This is a genomic window from Flavobacterium sp. KS-LB2 (genome assembly GCF_036895565.1).
Classification (GTDB): Bacteria; Bacteroidota; Bacteroidia; order Flavobacteriales; family Flavobacteriaceae; genus Flavobacterium.
In genome coordinates, this window is sequence record NZ_CP145904.1 from 2902499 (window position 1) to 2925915 (window position 23417).

The 23417-nt window shown below is 33.9% G+C and carries 13 protein-coding genes; 7 read left to right on the plus strand and 6 right to left on the minus strand.

The genetic code is table 11. From position 1 onward, the window contains the following. Position 1 precedes the first annotated feature (1 nt). Positions 2-3112: a SusC/RagA family TonB-linked outer membrane protein gene (locus V5J73_RS12505; protein ID WP_338646291.1), complete on the minus strand. Its 3111-nt coding sequence runs from the start codon at positions 3110-3112 to the stop codon at positions 2-4. Between the two features lie 348 nt (positions 3113-3460). Between V5J73_RS12505 and V5J73_RS12510 the strand changes: the two genes are divergently transcribed. Continuing rightward, on the plus strand, positions 3461-6334 hold the full coding sequence (locus tag V5J73_RS12510; RefSeq protein WP_338646293.1) for a triple tyrosine motif-containing protein: 2874 nt from the start codon (positions 3461-3463) through the stop codon (positions 6332-6334). A 64-nt stretch (positions 6335-6398) separates the two neighbouring features. On the opposite strand, the gene V5J73_RS12515 is transcribed toward V5J73_RS12510, so the two are convergent. Beyond that, positions 6399-7685, minus strand: a complete 1287-nt coding sequence (locus V5J73_RS12515; RefSeq protein WP_338646294.1) for a UDP-N-acetylmuramoyl-tripeptide--D-alanyl-D-alanine ligase — start codon at positions 7683-7685, stop codon at positions 6399-6401. Positions 7686-7749: 64 nt separating this feature from the next. Further along, on the minus strand, positions 7750-9435 hold the full coding sequence (gene gldJ, locus V5J73_RS12520; RefSeq protein WP_338646295.1) for a gliding motility lipoprotein GldJ: 1686 nt from the start codon (positions 9433-9435) through the stop codon (positions 7750-7752). 208 nt (positions 9436-9643) lie between these two features. On the opposite strand from gldJ, the gene porU reads away from it, so the two are divergent. The 5 genes from porU to V5J73_RS12545 all read left to right on the plus strand — a co-directional run bounded on the left by porU (position 9644) and on the right by V5J73_RS12545 (position 18039). Then, positions 9644-13480 carry a type IX secretion system sortase PorU gene (porU, locus tag V5J73_RS12525; protein ID WP_338646296.1) on the plus strand — a complete coding sequence of 1279 codons (3837 nt, stop codon included), beginning with the start codon at positions 9644-9646 and terminating at the stop codon, positions 13478-13480. Between the two features lie 38 nt (positions 13481-13518). Then, positions 13519-14688 (plus strand): type IX secretion system outer membrane channel protein PorV, encoded by a 1170-nt coding sequence (gene porV, locus V5J73_RS12530; protein ID WP_338646297.1) that lies wholly within the window; start codon positions 13519-13521, stop codon positions 14686-14688. A gap of 84 nt (positions 14689-14772) precedes the next feature. Continuing rightward, positions 14773-15255, plus strand: coding sequence for a cytidine deaminase (cdd, locus tag V5J73_RS12535; RefSeq protein WP_338646298.1), 483 nt, complete (start codon positions 14773-14775; stop codon positions 15253-15255). Between the two features lie 143 nt (positions 15256-15398). Beyond that, positions 15399-16397 (plus strand): pyruvate dehydrogenase (acetyl-transferring) E1 component subunit alpha, encoded by a 999-nt coding sequence (gene pdhA, locus V5J73_RS12540; protein WP_338646299.1) that lies wholly within the window; start codon positions 15399-15401, stop codon positions 16395-16397. 7 nt (positions 16398-16404) lie between these two features. Then, the gene (locus tag V5J73_RS12545; protein ID WP_338646300.1) at positions 16405-18039 is read left to right on the plus strand and encodes a pyruvate dehydrogenase complex dihydrolipoamide acetyltransferase; all 1635 of its coding nucleotides are present in this window, start codon (positions 16405-16407) and stop codon (positions 18037-18039) included. A gap of 257 nt (positions 18040-18296) precedes the next feature. Here the strand turns inward: V5J73_RS12545 and V5J73_RS12550 are convergent, their stop codons facing one another. Continuing rightward, on the minus strand, positions 18297-19541 hold the full coding sequence (locus V5J73_RS12550; RefSeq protein WP_338646301.1) for a glycosyltransferase: 1245 nt from the start codon (positions 19539-19541) through the stop codon (positions 18297-18299). 368 nt (positions 19542-19909) lie between these two features. Here V5J73_RS12550 and V5J73_RS12555 point away from each other — a divergent pair, with 368 nt between their 5' ends. Beyond that, positions 19910-20491, plus strand: a complete 582-nt coding sequence (locus V5J73_RS12555; protein ID WP_338646302.1) for a tRNA-(ms[2]io[6]A)-hydroxylase — start codon at positions 19910-19912, stop codon at positions 20489-20491. 82 nt (positions 20492-20573) lie between these two features. Here V5J73_RS12555 and V5J73_RS12560 read toward each other — a convergent pair whose 3' ends face one another. Then, positions 20574-22439 (minus strand): OmpA family protein, encoded by a 1866-nt coding sequence (locus tag V5J73_RS12560; RefSeq protein WP_338646303.1) that lies wholly within the window; start codon positions 22437-22439, stop codon positions 20574-20576. A gap of 19 nt (positions 22440-22458) precedes the next feature. Then, a complete protein-coding gene (locus V5J73_RS12565) occupies positions 22459-23376 on the minus strand; it encodes a PorP/SprF family type IX secretion system membrane protein (protein WP_338646304.1) in 918 nt (305 codons plus the stop codon). Between the last annotated feature and the right edge of the window lie 41 nt (positions 23377-23417).

Here is a 23417-nt window from a genome sequence, read left to right on the forward strand (position 1 = left end):
ATTAAAATTGTAAATTAGCTCCAAGCATAAATGTTCTGGCTTGCGGATAAATTCCTTTATCTATTCCAAATACACCTCCACCAATTTCAGGATCGTATCCAGTGTATTTCGTTATAGTCAATAAGTTCTCAGCAGTTAAATAAAAGCGTACTTTATTGGCTCCAATTTTGCTTACTACTTTACTAGGCAAAGAATATCCAAGTTGGACTAATTTCAATCTTAAATAATCTCCATCTTCTAAATAAAAATCTGACATTTTTCCAAAATTCCCATTGGTATCATCATTAGTCAATCTAGGATAATTATTAGAAGTTCCCTCCCCTGTCCATCTGCTTAAAGCTATCGTTTGATAGTTTGCATTTCCTACATCTAATCTTCTCAAACCTTGGAAAATTTTATTTCCTGCAGCTCCCTGAGCAAATGCCATCAAATCGAAGTTTTTATACTCTAAATTCAATGTCAACCCAAAAGTATATTTTGGAATATTAGTCCCTAAAAATTGTTTGTCATCATCTCCAATTGACCCATTACCATCAGTATCAATCCAACGGAAATCTCCAGGGCGCGCATTTGGCTGAATTAAACCTCCAGATGCATTTGTATAAGCATTAATTTCTGCTTGATTTTGAAAAATACCCGCTGTTTTAAATCCGTAGAATGAATTATACGACTGTCCTACTTGTGTTCTAGTCACAGGTCCCATAGATTGAAAAGAAGCATCACCTGCTAAGTAATTAGAATCTGCTGCGACATAAGTAACTTTATTTTCTAAGTAAGCAACGTTTCCATTCACAGAGAAATTAAAGTCTCCAAAAGTCTTTTTATAGCCTAATTCAACTTCGATTCCTTTATTGTCCATATCAGCTACATTCCCAATTGGACTTGCAGTAACACCTACATAACCAGGTATGTTTATAGGACGCAAAATCCCTTTGGTCGATTTCTTGTACAAGTCAACAGTAAGACTTATGTCATTAAAAAATTTCGATTCGAAACCAACATTTGCCTGAGAAGTTTCTTCCCATCTCAAATCTGGGTTGTCAAGTGTAAGGTTAGCATATCCAGTCGTAATTGCACCTGAATTCCCAAAAGAATAATTATAACCTCCTTCAACTAGAGAAAGATATCTAAAATCTGGTATAGCATCATTTCCAACAACACCATATCCACCTCTTATTTTGAAAGTATTAAGTACTTTGCTTTCTTTCCAAAAATCTTCTTTGGTTAAAACCCATCCTAGATTAAATGATGGAAAAATTCCAAACTTATTGTTACCACCAAAACGACTAGAACCATCACGACGAATAATACCTGTAAACAAATATTTCTCCTTATAATCATAATTTACACGTGAAAACAAAGAATTTAATTTATGATGAGTAGAATCATAAGTATAGCTACTTCTATCAGATTGTGGTATATCGAAATTAAAAGAAGCATCTTTATAACTAGTTACCGGCAATCCAAACAATGTAGCACCAAGGCCTCCACCAATATTATCAACGTAAGATCCTTGACCTAATAAAACCGTTAAGTTATGATCCCCAAATTGATTTGTATACGTCATTATGTTTTCAATATTCCACGCAAAACTTTTGTTTTCATATTTGCTGTAGTTATTTTTTAGCACATTTGAAGTTGCACTTAAATAGAAAACAGGCGTGAATCCTTGACCTCCCCATGTTGCTAATTTTGCTCCAAAAGTTGATCTCACTTTGATATGACTTGTTATAGCCGCTTCAATATATGCGTTACCAACGATGTCATCTGAAGTTCCATAACTTCCTAGTCTTGTTTTGGCATAAGCCAAAGGATTCGTCATTTCTTGACCAACCAAACTTGAAATTCCATAAGGATTTCCGTTTGCATCACGAATTACAGGATTAGTAGCGTAAGGTGCATCATTGGCTTTTACCGGATCCGTTTCTACTAAAGGAGTAGTTGGATCTAAGTTGATTGCTGAACTTAACGGCCCACCAAATTCACTGTTCGTATTTCCAATACCAATTGTTTTTTGTCTCGAAAAACCTAAAGTTTGTCCGAAAGTAAATACTTTAGATATTTTATGTGTCGAGTTTAAACGAAAATTCTTTTTGCTGTAATTTGATATTTCTGTTGAAACAATTCCTTCTTGTTCTTGAAGTCCAAAAGAAGCATAAAAATTAGAAACATCAGATCCTCCGCTAATACTTAATTCATGTGAATAACGGAAAGCGCTTGTATTAAAAATCGCTTTTTGCCAATCTGTACCAACTCCTAAAGCAGATAAATTAGGAAATATTGCTGGACCGCCGGCGGCAACTGATTTTTCATTTAACAAAGCGCCATACTGCGTGGCATTCAGTAAGTTTAAAGTCTTTTCTGGTGCTGAAATTCCTGAAAAACCATTATAGCTAACCGAAATTTTTCCTGATTTTCCTTTTTTGGTTGTCACCAAAATAACACCTGTTGCAGCACGTGTTCCATAAATTGCAGCAGAAGCAGCATCCTTAAGCACTTCAATCGACTCTATATCTGATTGATTAAGGAATCCTATTCCACCACCATCAACAACAACACCATCAACAACCCAAAGTGGATTATTCCCTCCATCACCAAAAGTAGTTACCCCTCTGACACGGATTGTTGATGCAGAACCCGGTTGACCAGAACTGGCAGCAATAGTAACTCCAGAAACTCTACCTTGTAAAGCTTGCTCAATACGTCCGTTAGGAACTTTCTCAAGATCTTTTGCTTTCACACTGGATATTGCTCCCGTAACAACACTTTTCTTTTGAGTTCCGTAACCTACAACGACAACTTCTTGTAAACTCTCTGTTGAAGGTTTAAGATTAACATCAACTTTACTTCTTCCATTAATAGCTTCTTTTGCGGTATTATAACCTAAATAGCTAAACTCTAAAGTACCTTTTGCATCGGCCTTAATTTGGTAATTTCCATCAAAATCCGTAGCGGTAGCTTTGGAAGTTCCTTTAATTAAAACGCTTACTCCTGGGATGGGCAGCCCGTTTTCGTCATATACCTTTCCGTTTACAGTAACATCTTGTGCTTGTGTATAAACTGAGAATAGAATAGATAAAAGACAAAAAATGAACAGTTTTGTAAATTTCATATTTCTAAAAATTTTGGTTAATTAATTAGTAATTTGACGCAATATTATCACTATTTTTTTTATATTCATTTTAATTATTTACTACAAAAACACATCAAACACTTTTATAATACTTAACAAAAACACATCAAAATTTTTATAAATACTTATTTTACAATAAATTAAATATTTTTTAATATTGTTATTTAAATGTTAATTTAAATAAAAACCACTACATTTATAAAATAAACAGATATTACATTTTATTTGTAGAATTATTACAAAAAATAGCCTATAAATCATCCTTTTACAAATAACCACAAGCACTTCGTTATAATAAAATTCAACTCATACATTTAGACCTTAATCATGAGATTCACTAAACTCCCTATTTTAATTTTTCTGATTGTATCCTCTTTAACTACAATCTATAGTCAGGTAAAAAATATAGGCTTACCCGAAATCCGAAATTATAAAAGAACGGATTATAAAGGAGGTACTCAAAACTGGAACATTGACCAAGATAAAAACGGTAATTTATATTTCGCTAACAACAATGGTCTATTTCAATTTGACGGGTCATCATGGAAGAAGTACAGTTTGCCAAATGGATCAGCTATCAGATGCTTAAAAATTGATGATTTAGGGAAAATTTTTGTGGGAGGCTATGATGAATTTGGATATTTCGAGGCTAATTCAAAGGGAAAACTAATTTATTTTTCAGTTTCAAAATTAATTAACAACGATAACATCAAAGCCATAGACTTTATATGGAAAATTCACATTCATAATGGAGAAGTAATTTATCAATCTTTTACAAGAGCCTATATTTTCAAAAACCAAAAACTTAAATTACTTGAATCCCCAAACCGGTTTCAATTTTCATTTCAAATAAAAAACAAACTTTATTTTCAAGACATTTCTTTGGGTATATTGGAATATAAAAACGGAAAATTGCTTCCACTGAAAGGAACTACCGTTTTGAACTCTACTGAAATATGGGGAATGTTTCAGATGCCAGATAAAAAAATTCTTGTTATAACTTTAGATAAGGGACTTTTTATATACGACAATGAAAGCATCACTCCCTGGAATTCAGAAGCTAATTATTTTATCAAAAAAAACAGCTCTTTGGGTGGCGTAGCGATAAACGATAGATTTATCGTCCTAAATTCTGTATTAGACGGCATGATTATCTGTGACTTCAACGGAAATATAATCCAGCACATCAATCATAAAAAGGGGTTGCAAAACAATACCGTACTGACTTCATTTATTGACAATAAAAATAATCTCTGGCTTGGCTTAGACAATGGAATTGCCTTTATTAATGAGAGCTCTCCTTTTACCTATTTTGGTTTTAGTTATGATTTAAGTACCGTTTATGCTTCTGCAACTTACAAAGGGAACCTTTATGTAGCCACTAATCAAGGTCTTTTTTATCATTCTTGGAACAACAGTATTAAAGAAGATTCTTTTAAACTTGTTGAAGGAACAACTGGACAGGCTTGGAATATTCAAGTGATTGATGATCAACTGATCTGTGCTCATAATAGAGGTGCATTACTCATTTCTGGTGGAAAAGTGATTAAAACATTAGACAATAAATGGTATTTTGGCTTTAAGCCAATTCCAAACCGGCCTAATTATTTAATTGGGTCTACCTACAATGGATTCACCTTATTTGAAAAAACAACTAGCGGATGGGGCTATAAAAATCAAATAGAAGGATTTGATTTATCTGCCAACACCTATGAAGTAGATGAACACAATTTGTGGTTAAAAAAAGATAATTTAATCTACCAGCTGACTTTCTCTACCGATTTAGACAAATTTAAATCTATAAAAAGACACAAAAACTTGTCAAATTCTAACAAAGGAATAGGAAGTTTACAACGAATGAAAGACAATGTATACTTTCAAACAAACAATCGTTTCTATAGATATTCAGAAGAGCAAGATTTGTTTTTTGAAGACAAAAAAATCAGTATTATATTTAAAGATGTTCCAAAAATATATGCTTTAACAGAAGATAATTACGGCAATATCTGGTATGTTTTTAGTGAATCATTAGGCGTTTTAATGAAACAGAAAAATGGTAATTATAAAAATGAAATTGCTCCTTTTTCTAGTTTAACTGGTAACCTTGTAAACAACTACATCTCCGTAAATACAATTAATCCTGAAAATATATTAATAGGTCTGACTGATGGTTTAGCGCATTATAATGCAAAACTACAGAATTATTCCGTGTCAAAACCGATTGCTTTTATACGAAGCTTTTCGTATCCTGGAGAAACAATAATCTTAGGAAATGGACAAAATAAAATCGAGAGGCTCCGAATACCATATTCAGCAAATCACGTAAAATTCACATTTTCATCTCCAACTTATGAAAATCTAGAAAACGTACAATTTTCTTATCAACTAGAAGGCTTTGATGATCGATGGAGTACGTGGTCTTCCATTTCAATCAAAGAATACACTAACTTGAGAGAGGGAGACTATATAATGAAATTAAAGGTACGAAATAGTCACGGGATACAATCCCAAGAGGCAAAAGTGTCTTTTACCGTTTCACCTCCTTGGTATAGGCATTTTTTAGCGTATTTCATTTACCTTTTACTAATTGTTGCCTCAGTATTTTTCATTCGCAACAGAGTAAAAATAAAAATTAGAAAAAACAAATACTACGAAACAATAGAACAACGAAGACTTTATTTAGAGAAAGAGTCAAAAATAAGACAGGAACAATACGAACTGGAAAAGGAAATTGAAAAATTAAAAAGTAATACTTTACAAATTAAGATTTTGGCAAAGGACAAAGAATTAGTCAATAACTCGCTGCAAGTGGTTAAGAAAAACAAAATCCTAAATGGAATTATTCATAAGCTAAAAGACATCAATGTCGAGTCTTTTGATGATTCGACTAAATTCCAATTTACAAAATTAAATAAAAGTATAACTAAAGAGGTGAATGCAGACAAAAGTTGGAAGGATTTAGAAAAACACATTAAGAATGTCCATTTTGATTTCCTGAAAAGATTAAAAGAAAAATACCCAACAATATCTCCGCGAGAATTGGATTTATCGACCTACTTATTAATGAATATGTCAACAAAAGAGATTGCCGAAATCATGAATATATCAAACGGAGGAGTAGAACTGGCGCGTTACCGATTGAGAAAAAAACTAGGACTCCACAAAAAAGAAAATCTGATTGGATTTCTAATGAGCATTTAATAAAAACCAAAATGCAATCATAGCATATTATGATGGCATTTCTATTATAAAAAACAGCTGTTCGTTATGTCAAGAAATTTAAAGTTCGCTCCAATGCCATTCCTCTGGATCCTTTTATCAAAATAGTACAATTATTGAATTCAGTCATTGGCAAATCATTTGAAAATTCTTCAAATGTATTGTAAAACCAAAAGTTGCTTTTTTCAAATTTATTGGCATAAAATGCTGAACCGATAAAATAACATTTCACATTATCTTCATTCGAAAGCAAGTCAACTATTGCTTTATGCTCTTCCTGACTTTCCTGTCCCAACTCAAACATGTCTCCCAAAATCATTGCTTTATTTGAACTCTCTAACTGCAGAAAATTCTCAATAGCTACAGCCATACTGCTTGGGTTTGCATTATAGGCGTCCAGAATAATTTGGTTTGTTCCTTTTGTCAATAGCTGTGACCTATTATTCTCAGGTACATAACTTTCTAAAGCTTCTTTTATTGATACATTATCAATTGCAAAATACTTCCCAATAGTAAGCGCAGCATTAATATTATTTGCATTGTACAAACCTATTAAATGCGTTGAAATAATTAGATCAGCATAGTTTATTATCACAAATGGATTTGCATTAACAGATGTGATATTTACATTCGCATTTGTTTTGTTTATACCGAAAGAATAGGAGTGTAACAAAATTGACTTTTCTACTTGAATTGGATCTTCCAAATTTATAAAAGCGAGTTTATCACTTGCCGAAAGGTATTGATACATTTCACTTTTTCCTTCAATAACACCTTGAACACCTCCAAAACCTTCTAAATGTGCTTTTCCAAAATTAGTGATATAACCATAATCCGGTGTTGCCAATTCACATAGAAATTCAATTTCTTTTTTGTGATTTGCACCCATTTCAACTATTCCAATTTCTGTTTCAGTATTGAACGAAAGTAAAGTCAATGGAACACCAATATGATTGTTTAGGTTTCCAACAGTTGCTTTGGTATTAAATTTTTTAGAGAGAACGACATGAATTAATTCTTTGGTCGTAGTTTTTCCGTTACTTCCCGTAAGTGCTATTATTGGCAATTTCAAATATTCACGATGAAATTTAGCAAGATGTTGTAATGCTGTTAAACTGTCGTCAACCAAAATAGTTCTTTGGTCAATAAAATAAGATTCGTCATCAATTATGACATAAGAAGCACCTTTGTCTAACGCTTCTTTTGCAAAAGTATTTGCATCAAAACGTTCCCCTTTTATAGCAACAAATAAGGAGTTTTTTTCAATCTTTCGGGTATCTATTGAAACCGATGTGCACTTTAAAAATAAACTATGAATGTAATTAATATCCATTTGAAACGCTTTAAAAAAAGAAAAGCCCTAATCAAAGGGCTTTTCTTTTTATTTTATAAAAAATTTAATTTCTAGCAGATTTTTTCTTATCAGCTTTAGGCCCTACTCTTGACATAGCGCATCTAAAACCTATATAATCAGTAGCCATATCTTGTGGAAAATACCTTCTTTGTGCAGGATCTAACCAATACGCTCTATCTCTCCAAGAACCACCTTTGTACACTCTAACTTCATCATTTATTAAAGTCGTTCTCTTGCTTGATTTATCATATTTTCTAACCATTTTACCTAAACTATCTGTTGTAACATTGTGCTTAGGAGAGTTATACATGATTTTTTCATCTTTTTGTTTTTCAGTGTCAGATTCTGAAGATCCAAAATTATAATATCTAGTTGATTGCTTATCACCATCTCTATAATTAGTATTGTCACTTTTATCAAAATTCTGTCTCAAATACGTTTCTTTTTCATCAACAGGAACTTGCGCAATTTGACCTGGGAATTTTCTAGCAACTATTCTACCATTACTTAAAGTATCAAATTTCATATTGGCTGCAGTAACAATTTCAACTTTACCGTCTGCCCCTATTTTATTTTTAGTGTATTGATTTCCTCTAAAATAATTAAAATCATTGGCTTCATTATCAATTATAGGTCTGTAAACATCTTGCACCCATTCGGCAACATTTCCAGCCATATCATACAATCCAAAATCATTTGCAGGATATTTTTTAACCTCATTTGTGATATCAGCACCATCATCTGACCAACCTGCGATTCCACCGTAATCTCCATTACCTTGTTTGAAATTGGCTAATTGATCACCTTTACTTTGTCTTTTACCTGAACGGGTGTACCCTCCTGACCAAGGATATTTTTTCTGGCCTTTGTAGATGTTGTATTCTCTTTGCCCTACATCAGCGGCAGCCGCATATTCCCATTCTGCTTCAGTTGGCAATCTATATTCAGGCAGCAATATTCCTGAAGAGCGCTGTGCATAAACATTCTTAGGCTCAATAACTTTACCGTCTTTTCCAGCTTTTGGTGTTTTTCTACCACCGTTTTTTCCTTTTAATACAATATCTTCATTTCCTCCGTAAGCCAAAGTAGGTGAATTCAAATACGTCTCAGTATCAAAGTTAGCTTCAGCAGTTACATCTAAGGTTTTAGCATTCTTTTTAAGATATCCATTTTTTTCTAAGAGCGCTTCATTCACACGTTGTGTTCTCCAGTTACTGAATTCAACAGCTTGAATCCAATTTACTCCAACAACAGGATATTCAGCATAAGAAGGATGTCTTAAATAATTATTAGTCATCGTCTCATTATAACCCAATCTATTTCTCCAAACTAAGGTGTCTGGTGAAGCTCCTTCGTATATATTTTTATAATTTTCTTCAGTTGGTGGATAAACACTTTTCAACCAATCTAAATAATCTAAATACATAGAATTAGTAACCTCTGTCTCATCCATATAAAAAGACTGAACGTGTTGTTGAGTTGGAGTATTATTCCAATCATGCATAACATCATCTTCTACTCTACCCATAGTAAATGTACCACCTTCAACAAAAACTAAACCTGGCCCTGCTTGTTGTTTTTTACTTGAACCTGCTTTCTTGCTGTCCATATTCCAACCGGTTGCTCTTGAGGTATTTTTGGAACTGGATTTTTTACTACAACTGGAAACACCAATTAATAATAGGATTGCTATCAACAATCGTAAACCCAAAATTTTGTTTGCTTTCATACTCTTTCGTAGGTAATAATTTTAAGTGTCGCAATATAATAATTAACCATTAACCGACATCATACTTTTTAATAATTTTAGACGGCTTAATTTTAACAATAAATTATATATCAAAACGCAAATTTATAATATTTATTATTTAAATCACACGAAATGGTTTATTTTTACTGATAAATAATAACCCACTATTAATCACGTTAAAAAAACGATGAGAAAAATACTTTTAGCTTATTTGAGCTTAATTCCTTTTGTTTCTTTTGCTCAAATTAAAGGTGATGCCGTTATTGAATGGACAGATAAAAAAGAAATGTCGTATGGAGACTTCAAAGTCATAATCCCTCAATTTACAGGGAGTAGTTTTCATTATGATGCTTCCCAAAATGCGTTATTTTATACTTTAAAAGTAAAAGAACCAGTTACGTTTAATGAAGGAAAAGTTACAATCACAAATGCAACTTATGAAACTATCGCGACTTCTCAACTAGGCGATTTAACCGGCGAAAACATTCCTAAAACAATAAATGCCTCGTTAAAAGTCAGCATTTCTCGAGATACTAATGAGGCATTTATTAACTTTTCACCTATCATTAAGGACGACTTTGGATACAAACGAATCAAGTCATTCTCGTATGAAGTAGAGAACAACACTACTAGACTTTCACCATTAAGTAAAAACACAAGTACAAATAGCATCGTTAATTCTGTTTTAGCAACTGGAAACTGGTACCAATTTTATGTTGAAAAATCAGGTGTCTATAAAATCACAAAATCTTTTTTACAGCAATTAGGATTAGACGCAAACACATTAGACCCCAGAAAAATAAAAATATATGGTAATGGCGGACGCATGCTCCCGTTATCAAACAGTATTTTTTACCCCAATGACTTGGCTGAAAATGCCATTCAAATCAATGGCGAAGCTGACGGAATTTTTAACAATGAGGATTATATCCTTTTTTATGCCGAGGGAATTGACACTTGGAATCAAGAAAGTCTAACCTTTACTAATCTCTACGATACAAAATCCTATTATTACATTACCATACAAGGTGGTGATGGAAAAAGAATCGAGACTATGGCTCAACCCAGCGGAAATAGTAGCTTGACCGTAACTTCTTTTGATGATCATCAATACCACGAATTGGACCTTATAAATATAGCACGATTGGGTCGTCAATGGTTTGGCGAATCATTCGAAGTTAAAGACGAACAAGAATTTGATTTTAATTTCCCTAATATCGACTCATCAACCCCCGTAAAAATTTCACTAACAGCCGCTTCTGCTGCATTTACGGCCACCACTTTAAATGTGTCTGCAAATGAAACTACGGTTGGTACCATTTCTTTCCCTGCCTTGAATAAAAATTCAGAAACAGCGTTCTATTTAGGTTCTTTGCCAATCAACAGCAATTTCAACGGTTCTGAAAACATAAAAATAAAACTAAAATACAACAACAATGGCGTGCCAGGCTCCAGAGGTTTTCTTGATAACATCAGACTTATCGCCAAGAGAAAACTACAAGGCTACGGAAAACAGTTCCATTTTCAATACGATCAGTCCAGTTCTAATTTTGGGATTGTAAATTACAGTATTTCAAATACAACAACTATTCCTCAAATTTGGGATGTTACTGATATACATAATGCAACCAAAATCGAAAACTCTAATCAAAGCACCTTAAATTTTAAAGCAAACTTAGGTGAACTGAGAAAATATATCGCTTTAGACGCCTCAGACTATTACACTCCATTAAAAGATACCAAATCAAAAATCGCAAATCAAAACATAAAAGGTACCATATTCAAAAACAGACAAGGCCAATTTCAAGATATTGATTACGTTATTATCACTCCAAATATTTTAACTTCACAAGCTGAAAAACTAGCAACATTTCATCGTTCCCATTCGAATTTAAATGTAAAAGTTATCCCTTTAGAATCGATATATCAGGAATTTTCTTCTGGGAAACAAGATGTTGCAGCAATACGAAATTGCATAAAATATATTTATGAAAATGCTTCTGCAACAGAAAAAAGAGTGCGGTTTGTGAATCTTTTTGGGGATGCTTCTTACGATTTCAAAAATAGAATCTCTGGAAATACTAATGTAGTACCTATTTACCATGCTTTGAACAGTAGTTCAACTGGCGAATCATCCTTTGCTTCAGATGATTTTTTTGGGCTAATGAATCCATCAGAGGGAAATATCGTTTCATTTTTTGGAGGAATTGACATTGCTGTTGGTAGAATGCTGGTTAATGACACCAAACAAGCCGAGGAAATGGTCAATAAAGTAATCGAATATCATGACCTAAAATCCTACGGAAGCTGGAGAAATAACTTCGCCCTAGTATCTGATGACTCCGATTTATTATCTGATGCCAGTTTACAAAACAGGCAAAACATCCTTGCCAACACAATTGCTACCGAGAAACCATTTCTAAATGTGAATAAAATTCTTTTAGATTCGTATGTCCAAGAAGCGTCAGCAGGAGGTTCAAGATACCCAAAAGCGAGAACAGACTTTTTCAATGCTTTCGAAAAGGGAGCTTTGGTGTTTAATTATTTAGGACATGGTGGCGAAGATGGCTTATCAAGTGAGCGTATATGGGAAAAATCAGACGGGCAAAATTTAAGCAATCAATATAAGTATCCTTTATTTATAACTATCACATGTGAGTTTTCTCGATTTGACAATCCTTTAAGACCTACAGCTGGAGAATACACCTATTGGAATCCAAAAGGCGGAGCAATTGCAATGATTACCACCATTCGTTCCATAGGGCAATTCAGTGCAGAAAATTTCAATGACTTGCTTACAAAAAATTTATTATCCTACAATTCCAATCAATATACTTCAATCGCAGAAGCGCTTAGAATTTCAAAAAACAGCAATCCAAATTCAGCCACCAATGTTGTTTTTTACATAGGTGATCCCGCATTAATGCTTGCTATTCCAAGGCCAAAAATTAGATTAACTAAAGTAAATGATATTCCGGTCACCCAAACCATTGATGATTTTAAATCATTATCAAAAATGAAACTAACCGGAGAAATTACAGATGAGAACAACAATCTTCTGACAAATTATAACGGAGAAGTTGCTATAACTATTTTCGACAAAACAGTTTCAAGAACAACATACAATAACGACGGAAACAGTCCGCCTATTAATTTCAATGTTTTAGGAGAGGCCATATTTCGAGGAAATGCCTCAGTAACAAACAGCCAATTTGAATTTAGTTTTGTTGTACCTCGAGACATTAGAATTCCTTTAGCCAATGGTAGAATTAGTTTTTATTCCAAAAAAAGTCAATTACTACAGGACGAAACTGGATACGATTCTAATATAAAAATAGGAGGAATAAATGAAAGTGCAATCGCAGACAATATTAGTCCAAGAGTTAAGTTATATATGAATGACGAGACTTTTGTTTCTGGCGGCATAACAAATGAATCCCCATATTTTGTTGCACTGCTTGAAGATGAAAACGGAATAAATACAGCAAGCGGAATAGGTCATGATATTGTTGCTATTCTTGACGGAGATGTAAGCAATCCTTTTGTACTGAATGATTATTATCAAACGACATTAGACGATTTTACAAGTGGAACGCTACGATTTCCGTTGCGTAATTTAGCTCCAGGATTACACACTATAACATTCAAAGCATGGGATGTATATAACAATCCAATAACCGCTGAGATTCAGTTTATTGTTGTAGGTGATGAAAAGCTAACATTGACACATGTGTTGAATTATCCTAATCCGTTCGTTAGTTATACTGAATTTTGGTTTACACACAACAGACCATTTGAGCCCTTGGATGTTCAAGTTCAAGTAATGACAATAACAGGCAAAGTGGTTTGGACAAAAAATCAAATTATCACAACTGAAGGATTTTTATCAAAAGAAATCACTTGGGATGGCAAAGACGATTTTGGAGATAAAATAGGGAAAGGTGTATATGTTTACAAATTAACCGTCAAATCAAGCTTGACAAATAAGAAAACTGAAAAGTTTGAAAAACTTGTAATACTTTAATAAAATACTATATTTGTTTAATAAAACTTCCTAGAATAATGAAAAAAATAACATTACTTTTTATCTTTTTGTTTGTAATTTCATTTGCAAAAGCACAAGATAGAGTTATAAATCCAGGGGTTCCCTTTTTATTAGTCGCCGCCGATGCTAGAGCAGCAGGTATGGCAGACATAGGAGTTGCAACATCAGCAGATGCTTTTTCACAACAGTGGAATCCTGCAAAATATGCTTTTGCAACAGATGCAAAAGGATTTTCAATCAGTTACACCCCTTACCTTACTGACCTAGTTAATGATATCTCATTAGGGCAAGTGACTTACTACCAAAAATTGGATGAAAAAAGTGCATTTGCAGGAAGCCTTCGCTACTTTGGTTTAGGTGAAATTGAATTACGTGAAACTGGGGATCCTAACGAAGCACCTAGAATAGTTTCTCCAAACGAGTTTGCCATTGACGGTTCCTATTCCTTAAAATTAAGCGAAAAATTCTCTATGGCTGTTGCTGGACGATTTATCAATTCTAATCTAAAAGTGGCTTCAGATAATAACGACGCATCATCTGCAAGTACATTTGCTGTTGATGTTGCCGGTTTTTACCAATCCGAAGAAATAGCATACAACGAATTCAACGGAAGATGGAGAGCAGGATTTAATATTCAAAATTTAGGACCAAAAATTAGTTATGACAACGATGATTTTAACAACAACTTCATACCTGCTAATTTAAAAATAGGAACTGGTTTTGATTTTATTTTAGATGACTATAATAAGGTTGCCGTAAATGTTGAATTCAATAAATTATTGGTCCCAACACCACAAGACCCAGATTTAAACGGCGACGGAACAGTTACAGTTGAAGAACGCAATCAGAACAATCAGAACTATCGCGCTATAGGCTGGACATCTGGTGTTTTCAAATCATTTGGTGATGCGCCGGATGGTCTGAGTGAGGAAATAAAAGAAGTTACGTATGCTGTAGGTGCAGAGTATTTGTACCAAGATTCCTTTGCAATGCGTTTGGGATACTTTCACGAAAGCCCTCTAAAAGGAGCTCGACAATTTTTCTCTCTTGGAGCAGGTTTCAAATACAATGTAGTAAAAGTAGATGTCTCTTATTTATTCTCAGCATCAAAAGTAAAAAACCCTTTAGAAAACACCCTTCGTTTTTCACTTACCTTCAATTTTGGAGATAAATATGACGAATATTAAACGTAAACAAACCCACAAATTATAATCCAAATTTCAACCCCGAAGCTTCGGGATGAAGTTTGGATTTTTTTCCCTAAAAAAAGTATGAAAGAAATATCAATTACCACACAATTCAAAGTATTCGATTCCGTTCAAGATTTACCAAATGACATTCAAGATTTAATGACGCAAGCCGTTGAAGTTCGAAAAAATGCTTACGCTCCCTATTCAAAATTCAGAGTTGGAGTTGCAATTATTTTAGACAACGGTAAAACGGTATTAGGTTCAAACCAAGAAAATGCAGCATATCCTTCTGGACTTTGTGCAGAGCGTGTGGCGATTTTTTATGCAGGAGCAGTATATCCAGAAGCCAAAATTTTAAAAATGGCAATAACCGCTGCTTCGGACTCGAATCAAACTACTGCTCCAATTCCTCCTTGCGGATCTTGCAGACAATCTATAGCCGAATACGAAATCAAACAAGAAACCCCTATCGAAATCTATTTTATGGGAGAAATTGGCGCCATTTACAAATCAGAATCCCTGAAAAACTTGCTTCCCTTTATGTTTGATAAAAAATTCTTGTAAAAATTCCAAAAATTGGCCTTAATATTTTAGTTCTTACTTGGAATGTCTTATTTTTGCATTTCGCAAATTTGTGGGAGGAAACTATTTTGCGTTATAGGTACAAATTGATAATACAATAACACTTTAGCAAAAGAAAAATTCAGATGAAAGAAGTTACAAAAGAAGTATATTTAAAGTGGTATGAAGATATGCTGCTTTGGAGAAAGTTTGAGGACAAACTTGCAGCATTATACATCCAACAAAAAGTTAGAGGATTTCTACATTTATACAATGGTCAAGAAGCAGTTTTAGCAGGTGCTTTGCACGCTATGGACTTGACTAAAGACAAAATGATTACTGCTTACAGAAATCACGTTCAGCCAATAGGTATGGGAGTTGATCCTAGACGTGTAATGGCAGAACTTTTAGGAAAAGTTACTGGAACTTCAAAAGGTATGGGTGGCTCTATGCACATTTTTTCAAAAGAGCACCGTTTTTATGGTGGTCATGGAATTGTAGGAGGACAAATCCCTGTAGGCGCTGGATTAGCTTTTGCTGACAAATATTTTGAAACAGGCGGAGTTACTATGACCTATTTTGGTGATGGTGCTGCTCGTCAAGGATCATTACACGAAGCTTTTAACATGGCAATGCTATGGAAACTTCCGGTTGTATTTATTGTTGAAAACAATGGATATGCCATGGGAACTTCTGTAGAAAGAACGGCCAATCATACTGATATCTGGAAATTAGGTTTAGGGTATGAAATGCCTTGCGGACCAGTGGACGGAATGAACCCTGTAAAAGTGGCCGAGGCAATGACTGAAGCAATCGACAGAGCACGTCGTGGAGACGGACCAACTTTCCTAGAAATGAAGACATACCGTTATAGAGGTCACTCTATGTCGGATGCGCAATTATACCGTTCGAAAGAAGAGGTAGAAGAATACAAAAAAATTGATCCAATTACTCAAGTTTTAGATGTAATTAAAGATCAAAAATATGCTACCGAAGAAGAAATTGAAGAAATTGATCAAAGAGTAAAAGATTTAGTGGAAGAATGTGTAACATTTGCCGAAGAATCTGAATACCCACCAATTCAACAACTATACGATGTAGTGTACGAACAAGAGAACTATCCATTTTTACCTCATAAACTATAAATCAATTATGGCAACAATAATTACAATGCCTCGTTTGAGCGATACTATGACGGAAGGAACGGTAGCGACTTGGCTAAAAAAAGTAGGTGATAAAGTAAGCGAAGGTGATATCCTTGCTGAAATTGAAACCGATAAAGCAACAATGGAATTCGAGTCCTTCAACGCAGGAACACTTTTACACATAGGAATACCTGCAGGTGAAACTGCACCAGTAGACTCTTTATTAGCAATTATAGGAACAGAAGGCGAAGATATTTCCGCATTATTAGCAGGAAAACCCGCTACTGCAACTCCAGCTAAAGAAGAAACTAAATCAACACCAGAAGTTACAACAACTGCTGCGCCAGCAACTGCTTCTTTACCAAAAGGAGTAGTAGTGATTACTATGCCTCGTTTGAGCGATACCATGACAGAAGGAACGGTAGCAACTTGGTTAAAAAGCGTAGGTGATACTGTTGCAGAAGGAGATATCCTTGCTGAAATAGAAACGGATAAAGCAACGATGGAATTCGAATCTTTCAACGAAGGAACTTTGTTATATGTAGGAATCGAAGCAGGAAACACAGCTCCTGTAGACAGTCTTTTAGCAATCATTGGACCTGCTGGAACTGATATTAGCGGAATTGCTGAAAACTATAAAACTGGCGGAGCGCCACAAGCTGCTCCAGCAGTAACAGAAGAAAAAGAAGTTATTTCAACAGAAAAAACTTCAGAACCAATCGTTCAAGAACCATCAAGTGACGGAAAAAGAATTCTAGCATCTCCATTAGCAAAGAAAATTGCAAGTGATAAAGGAATCCAATTGACGCAAGTAAAAGGTTCTGGTGAAAACGGACGTATTGTAAAAAGCGATATAGAAAACTTCACTCCTGCTGCTCAACCAGCTGCTGCACCTGCAACAAAAACGGAAACTGCCGCTACGCCTGCTGCCGCACCACAAGTATTTGTTCCTGCTGGAGAAGTATTTACTGAGGAAATTAAAAATTCGCAAATGCGTAAAATCATTGCGAAACGTTTGGCTGAATCATTATTCACAGCACCACATTACAATTTAGTAATAGAAGTGACTATGGATGAAGCAATGAAATCTAGAGCCGTAATCAATAGCGTTCCTGATACGAAAGTATCTTTCAACGATATGGTAATCAAAGCGTGTGCCTTAGCATTAAAAAAACACCCAAAAATAAACTCACAATGGTCAGCTGATGCTATTACAATCAATCACCATGTAAACATTGGAGTAGCTGTAGCTGTTGAAGACGGCTTAGTAGTCCCTGTATTAAAATTCACTGATGCAATGAGTTTATCTCAAATTGGCGCTAGTGTAAGAGATCTTGCAGGAAGAGCTAAAAACAAAAAACTTGGACCTCAAGAAATGGAAGGAAGTACTTTTACTGTCTCTAATCTTGGAATGTTTGGTATCACTGAATTCAATTCTATCATTAACCAACCAAACTCTGCTATCCTATCTGTAGGAGCTATTGTGGAGAAACCAGTGGTGAAAAATGGGCAAATCGTTGTAGGAAACACAATGATGTTATCTTTAGCTTGCGATCACAGAACAATTGATGGAGCAACTGGAGCACAGTTCTTACAAACATTAAAACAATTTATAGAAAACCCAGTTACGATGCTAGCATAATAACTAGGTTCTTAAAATAATACACCCGCCATGTTTTTTGCAACATGGCGGGTTTTTTATTGGCCATACACACTTTCACTAGCAAATCATTCTACACTTTCACAAAAAAATTCCATTTAATTTGTCACGCTGAAAGTAATCTCAGACTATGTGAGAACTTTGATTAAACCCTTTCATCATGAGCAATAGTTTTAGTAAGTATAAGTGATGTTAAGCTAAATAGAATAGAGTTGACCAAAAACGAAATCAAATAAGTATTACTTCTTATTCTTCTCCTCAATCCATTTTGACATGTACTTTGTACTTCTAAGAGTATGATGTTGTAACAATTCACCCATAAAATTATTCAACCGGTGTTGCTTGGCATTAGAAACTAAAAAATCAATTTGCTTGGCAAAATCAACTTTAAATAGTGTTTTCAAATAGCGCTGCTTAATAATTGTAATTCCATTTTTTTGAGCTTGAAGCCAAAGATTTTTATCCTGATATAGTTGCACTGCTTTATCAGCAAAAACTTTAGGATTATCCTCTACAATTCCATTCCAAGATAAATCTCCATGCATCGATTCAGAACCAATTTTTGTTGTAATACTTGGAGAACCACATTGCATCGCTTCTAATAATTTCCCTTTAATTCCAGCGCCAAAACGCAAAGGTGCTAAAACCACACGAGCTTGTTTCACCACTTCTTGCGCATCATCTGCACGACCTTTTATTAAGAAACCTTGTTTTACATTATTAAGTTGCACTACTTTTTGCGAAGAATATGCACCATAAACATTCATAATTGCATCTGGCATTTGTTCTTTAATCAAAGGCCAAATGGTTTCGTTGAGAAATTGTACAGCATTCCAATTAGGTTCATGAAGAAAATTACCAATAAAAACGAAGTTTTGCCTCTCTTCAAAAGAAGGTAATTTTTCTAAATCAAGAATAGAATTTGATTCTAATAAAAGTGGCAAATAATATAGTAAAGACTTGTCTACTTTAAACGCATTTGTTAGTAATTCCATTTCATATTCAGAGATCATCAAAGACAAATCACAACGTAAAATACTGGCGATTTCGCGTTTCGCTACCTCTTCTACAAATAAATCATGAGTATGAAATTCGCGTTTTTCTTTGAACGCTTTTTGTCTTGCCAATCGCAGACAATGCAAATCTTCGGTATCTAGAATTCGCAAAGCATTTGGACAATTTTCGGCGATGCGCCAACCAAATTGCTCTTCGATTATAAAACGATCAAACAAAACAAGGTTAGGATTTAGCTCTTTTACGAAAACATCAAAACTAGAACAGTTTAAAGCAATTGATTTTTTATTAATAGCATACGAACTCAAATCAATCATAAAGTCACTGTCTTGAGCTGGACTAGCAAAAGTTATCTGAAAACCTTGCTCTTGAAATAATGAAATCAATTGCATCATTCTTCCTCCTGCAGCGGAAGAATTGGGTTCAGGCCAGACGAAACCTATTATTAAAAGCGATTGCACTTGATTCATAATTTTAAAAGTTCATGCTACAAAATAATGCTATTTTGACGGGAATTCGAAAGGTAATTTACTTTAAAATTTTTGCCATCAGTAATTATCATCGATTTTGGAATGAAAACGCTGTTCTTTACTGCGAATTGCGTGAGGGATAGCAGTGAAAAGCCCGAAATCTCGATGCAGCGCACCGAAGACGAGATGAGGACTTGTAACGCATAGCCCGACAGCACAAAAAAAATGGCTCAAGGGTTTGTGCTTTTGCCATTTTTTTGTGCTGACACACCCAATTATTAAAAATTGTATTGGTTAAGCATTTCAACTTTAATCAATAAAAATCAGGAAGAAAACACTAATTTTGCAGTTAAATAAATTGCATTGTTATGTTAGGATTAAAATTAGCCACAGACCCAAGATGGGTAAATATAGTTGAATCAAACATTGAAGAAATCTTGACGGATCATGCTTGGTGTGAGCAAAAAGCGGCATCGAATGCGATAAGTCTTGTTACTTACAACTCTGAATTAGAAGAATTAGTAACCGAAATGTTGATTATTGCTAAAGAGGAATTAGATCATTTGCAATTAGTTCATAATTTAATAAAAAGCAAAGGACTTACTTTAGGTCGAGAAAGGAAAGATCATTACGTGAATGAACTTTTTAAATTCATGAAAAAAGATGGTAGCCGTAAAGATGCACTTTGTGACCGGTTATTATTTTCAGCAATGATTGAGGCTAGAAGTTGTGAGCGTTTTAAAGTACTTTCAGAAAACATAAAAGATCCAGAGTTGGCTAAATTCTATCGTGATTTAATGATTTCAGAAGCTGGACATTACACGACTTTTCTTGGTTTTGCCAGAAAATATGCGGATAATGTAGATGTTGATAAACGCTGGCAAGAATGGATTGATTTTGAAACTTCTATCATCATAAACTACGGAAAAAACGAAACTGTACACGGTTAAGTTTAGAATTCTACTATCATATTAACTAAAAAACAGGATTCATAAACGAATCCTGTTTTTTATTAGATACAATTCAAATATATTATTTAACAATCATAAACTCCGAACGTCTGTTTAATGCATGTTCTTCTTCGGTGCAATTTTCTTGGCAATCCACTTTGAATTCTGATTCTCCAAAACCTTTTCCAGTTATTCTATCAGCCAAAATTCCTTTAGAAACAATGTATGCTACAGTAGTGTTTGCCCTTCTCTCTGAAAGATCTAAGTTAAATTCATCAGTACCTCTAGAATCAGTATGAGCCTTTACATAAATTTTTAATTTATCATTTTGAGACATTATATAAACCAATTTATCAAGCTCAGTTGCCCCTAACTTAGTTATATTGCTTTTGTTGTATTCAAAATAAATAGGATTCAAAATAATTTCTGTTTCAGTAACGATTACTTCTATTGGGTCAATAACTGCATCAATAGTAATCTTTCCTTCACTAATTTTAGCTATAGAGAAAGATTTAGTCACATAACCATCTTTAAAAACTTGAATACTATATGGCTTTTGACATTCAACATCATAAAAAACCGCTCCATTAGTATTCGACAATTTAGTTTCTAAAACCGTATTATTTGCATCCAAAAGAACGACTCTAGAATTTTCCAATAGCGCTCCCGTTTTAGCATCTTTGACAACACTAGCAATTTGCGCTTTACAAATAGGAACAGAACTATAAATATGATCTACACCATCACGATTGCTGGATAAAAAACCTATATTTTTTTCTTTGTTAAACGTAAAAGCAAAATCATCTTTCTCCGTATTTACAGGTTTACCAAGATTATATGGTTCTTCGTCTTTGTTTAAATCTACAGAAAAAACATCAAAACTTCCTAAACCCATCAAACCGTTTGAAGAAAAGTACAAAATACCATCATCCGTTACAAAAGGGAAATTCTCGTCACCTGCAGTATTAATTTTATTTCCTAAATTTTCTGGTGTGCCAAATGTCCCATCGTTGTTCACGGTTACTTTCCAAATATCAGTTCCCCCAAATGAGCCCGGCATATTGGAAGCAAAATAAAGAACCTTTCCATCTGCATCTATGGATGGATTCCCCATAGAAAAACTTTTACTATTGAATGGTAATGGAGTTACTACTCCCCATTTATCATTTTCTTTAATTGATTTGTAAAGATTGACTTGACCCAACTTTAGTTTGTGATTTTTATCTTTCTCGAATAATTTATCTTTGAAACTTTCACTTGAAAAGTAAACAACATTACCATCTTTAGTCATTGTAAGTGGACCTTCATGAAACCTACTGTTTAATTCATTAACAGGAATTGGCTCCGAATAACTGCCATCAGCATTATAGGTAGACTGATAAATATCTAAAAAAGGTTCATTATTCCAACCATATATTTTGTTGCTTTCATTTCTAGCACTTGCAAAATAAAGGATATCTCCATAAAGACTTGCGCCAAAATCAGATCTTTGCGAATTCACCGAAATCTTCTCAACGACAAAAAGTTTTTCTTTATTTACTAACTCCGCAAGATAATTTGGATTTTTATTAAATTGTTTGGCTCTCTGATCATCTGGCATTAAGGCCGAAAATATTTTCATTTGCGCATCAGAGTTAGTGTATTTGCCATTAGATTTTAAGACTTGAGCGTATCTATAATACGTTTCTGAATCTTGTTTTGTTTGTATAGCTTTTGCATACCATTGTTCAGCAGCTACAGTATTGTGCATGTAATAATAACTATCACCTAGTTGTTTGGCTACATAAGCATCTGTGTTTCCTTTTTCAACTAAGTTAAGATACCCATCAACAGCTTCAACATAATCGTAGCTTTCAAATAATTTATCTGCATTCTTAGTCTCTTTATTTTGTGCGCAAAGTGAGCAACCTACTAACACAAAAAACAGTAATAATGTATTTTTTTTCATTAATTATAAAAATTAAATTTTAGAAAAATCTAGGAGAACGTGAAACTTTTTTTGATTCAAATAAATCATACAATAATATGAATTCATGTGAGGAGGGTGAGGTTACTTTCAAATCTGAAATAATACGATCGTAAGCATAACCAATTCTTAGTTCAGGAGTGACAGCAAAATTGACCATTCCTCCAAAACTATCTTCCAGTCGATAAGTTGCTCCAATCTCAAATTTTTCTTGATATAAAAAATTAGCAGAAACATCTAAAGATGGAGAGACATTAAACGCCGATTTTAACATTAACGAAGGCTTGAATTTCAATTCATAATTAAGATCAAAAACATAACCTGCTGTTAAAAAATAGTGCGAAACATCAGAACCATATTCACGTCCGTTATAATCTAGATGCGCCGATTTAATCATATTTGGAATAGAAAAAGACACATAATATTTGTCTGTGTAATAAAACAACCCTGACCCTAAATTAAATGATGTATCGTTGATGTCTTCTCCAAAAATACCTTCATTCGGGTCTGGCAAACTGGATTGAATATCCCTGAGTCCTACTTTGTGAAAAGAAACTCCAGCTTTTAAACCAAATGCCAATCTTTGTGTGTCTCCTAATTTCAAAGTATAAGAGAAGTCCCCAAATACATTTTGCTCTGTTACCGGTCCAATCTTATCTGATATAAATGATAGACCAACACCTACATTCTTTCCCGCTGGAGTATGACCTGCGAAAGTAAATGAAGCTGGTGAATCTTCTATGTTTACCCATTGTTTTCTATATAAAAGACCAAAGGAAATACTCTCATTAGAACCTGCATAGGCTGGATTAATAACATTCATATTATACATGTACTGAGTATAATGTGGGTCTTGTTGCGCTTTTACATCCATATAGGCAATAAGAATTAAAAGAGACATCAATATTTTTTTGTTCATATCTATTTATTTTTCGGTTTATTGGTCTATTTAAAATTTTA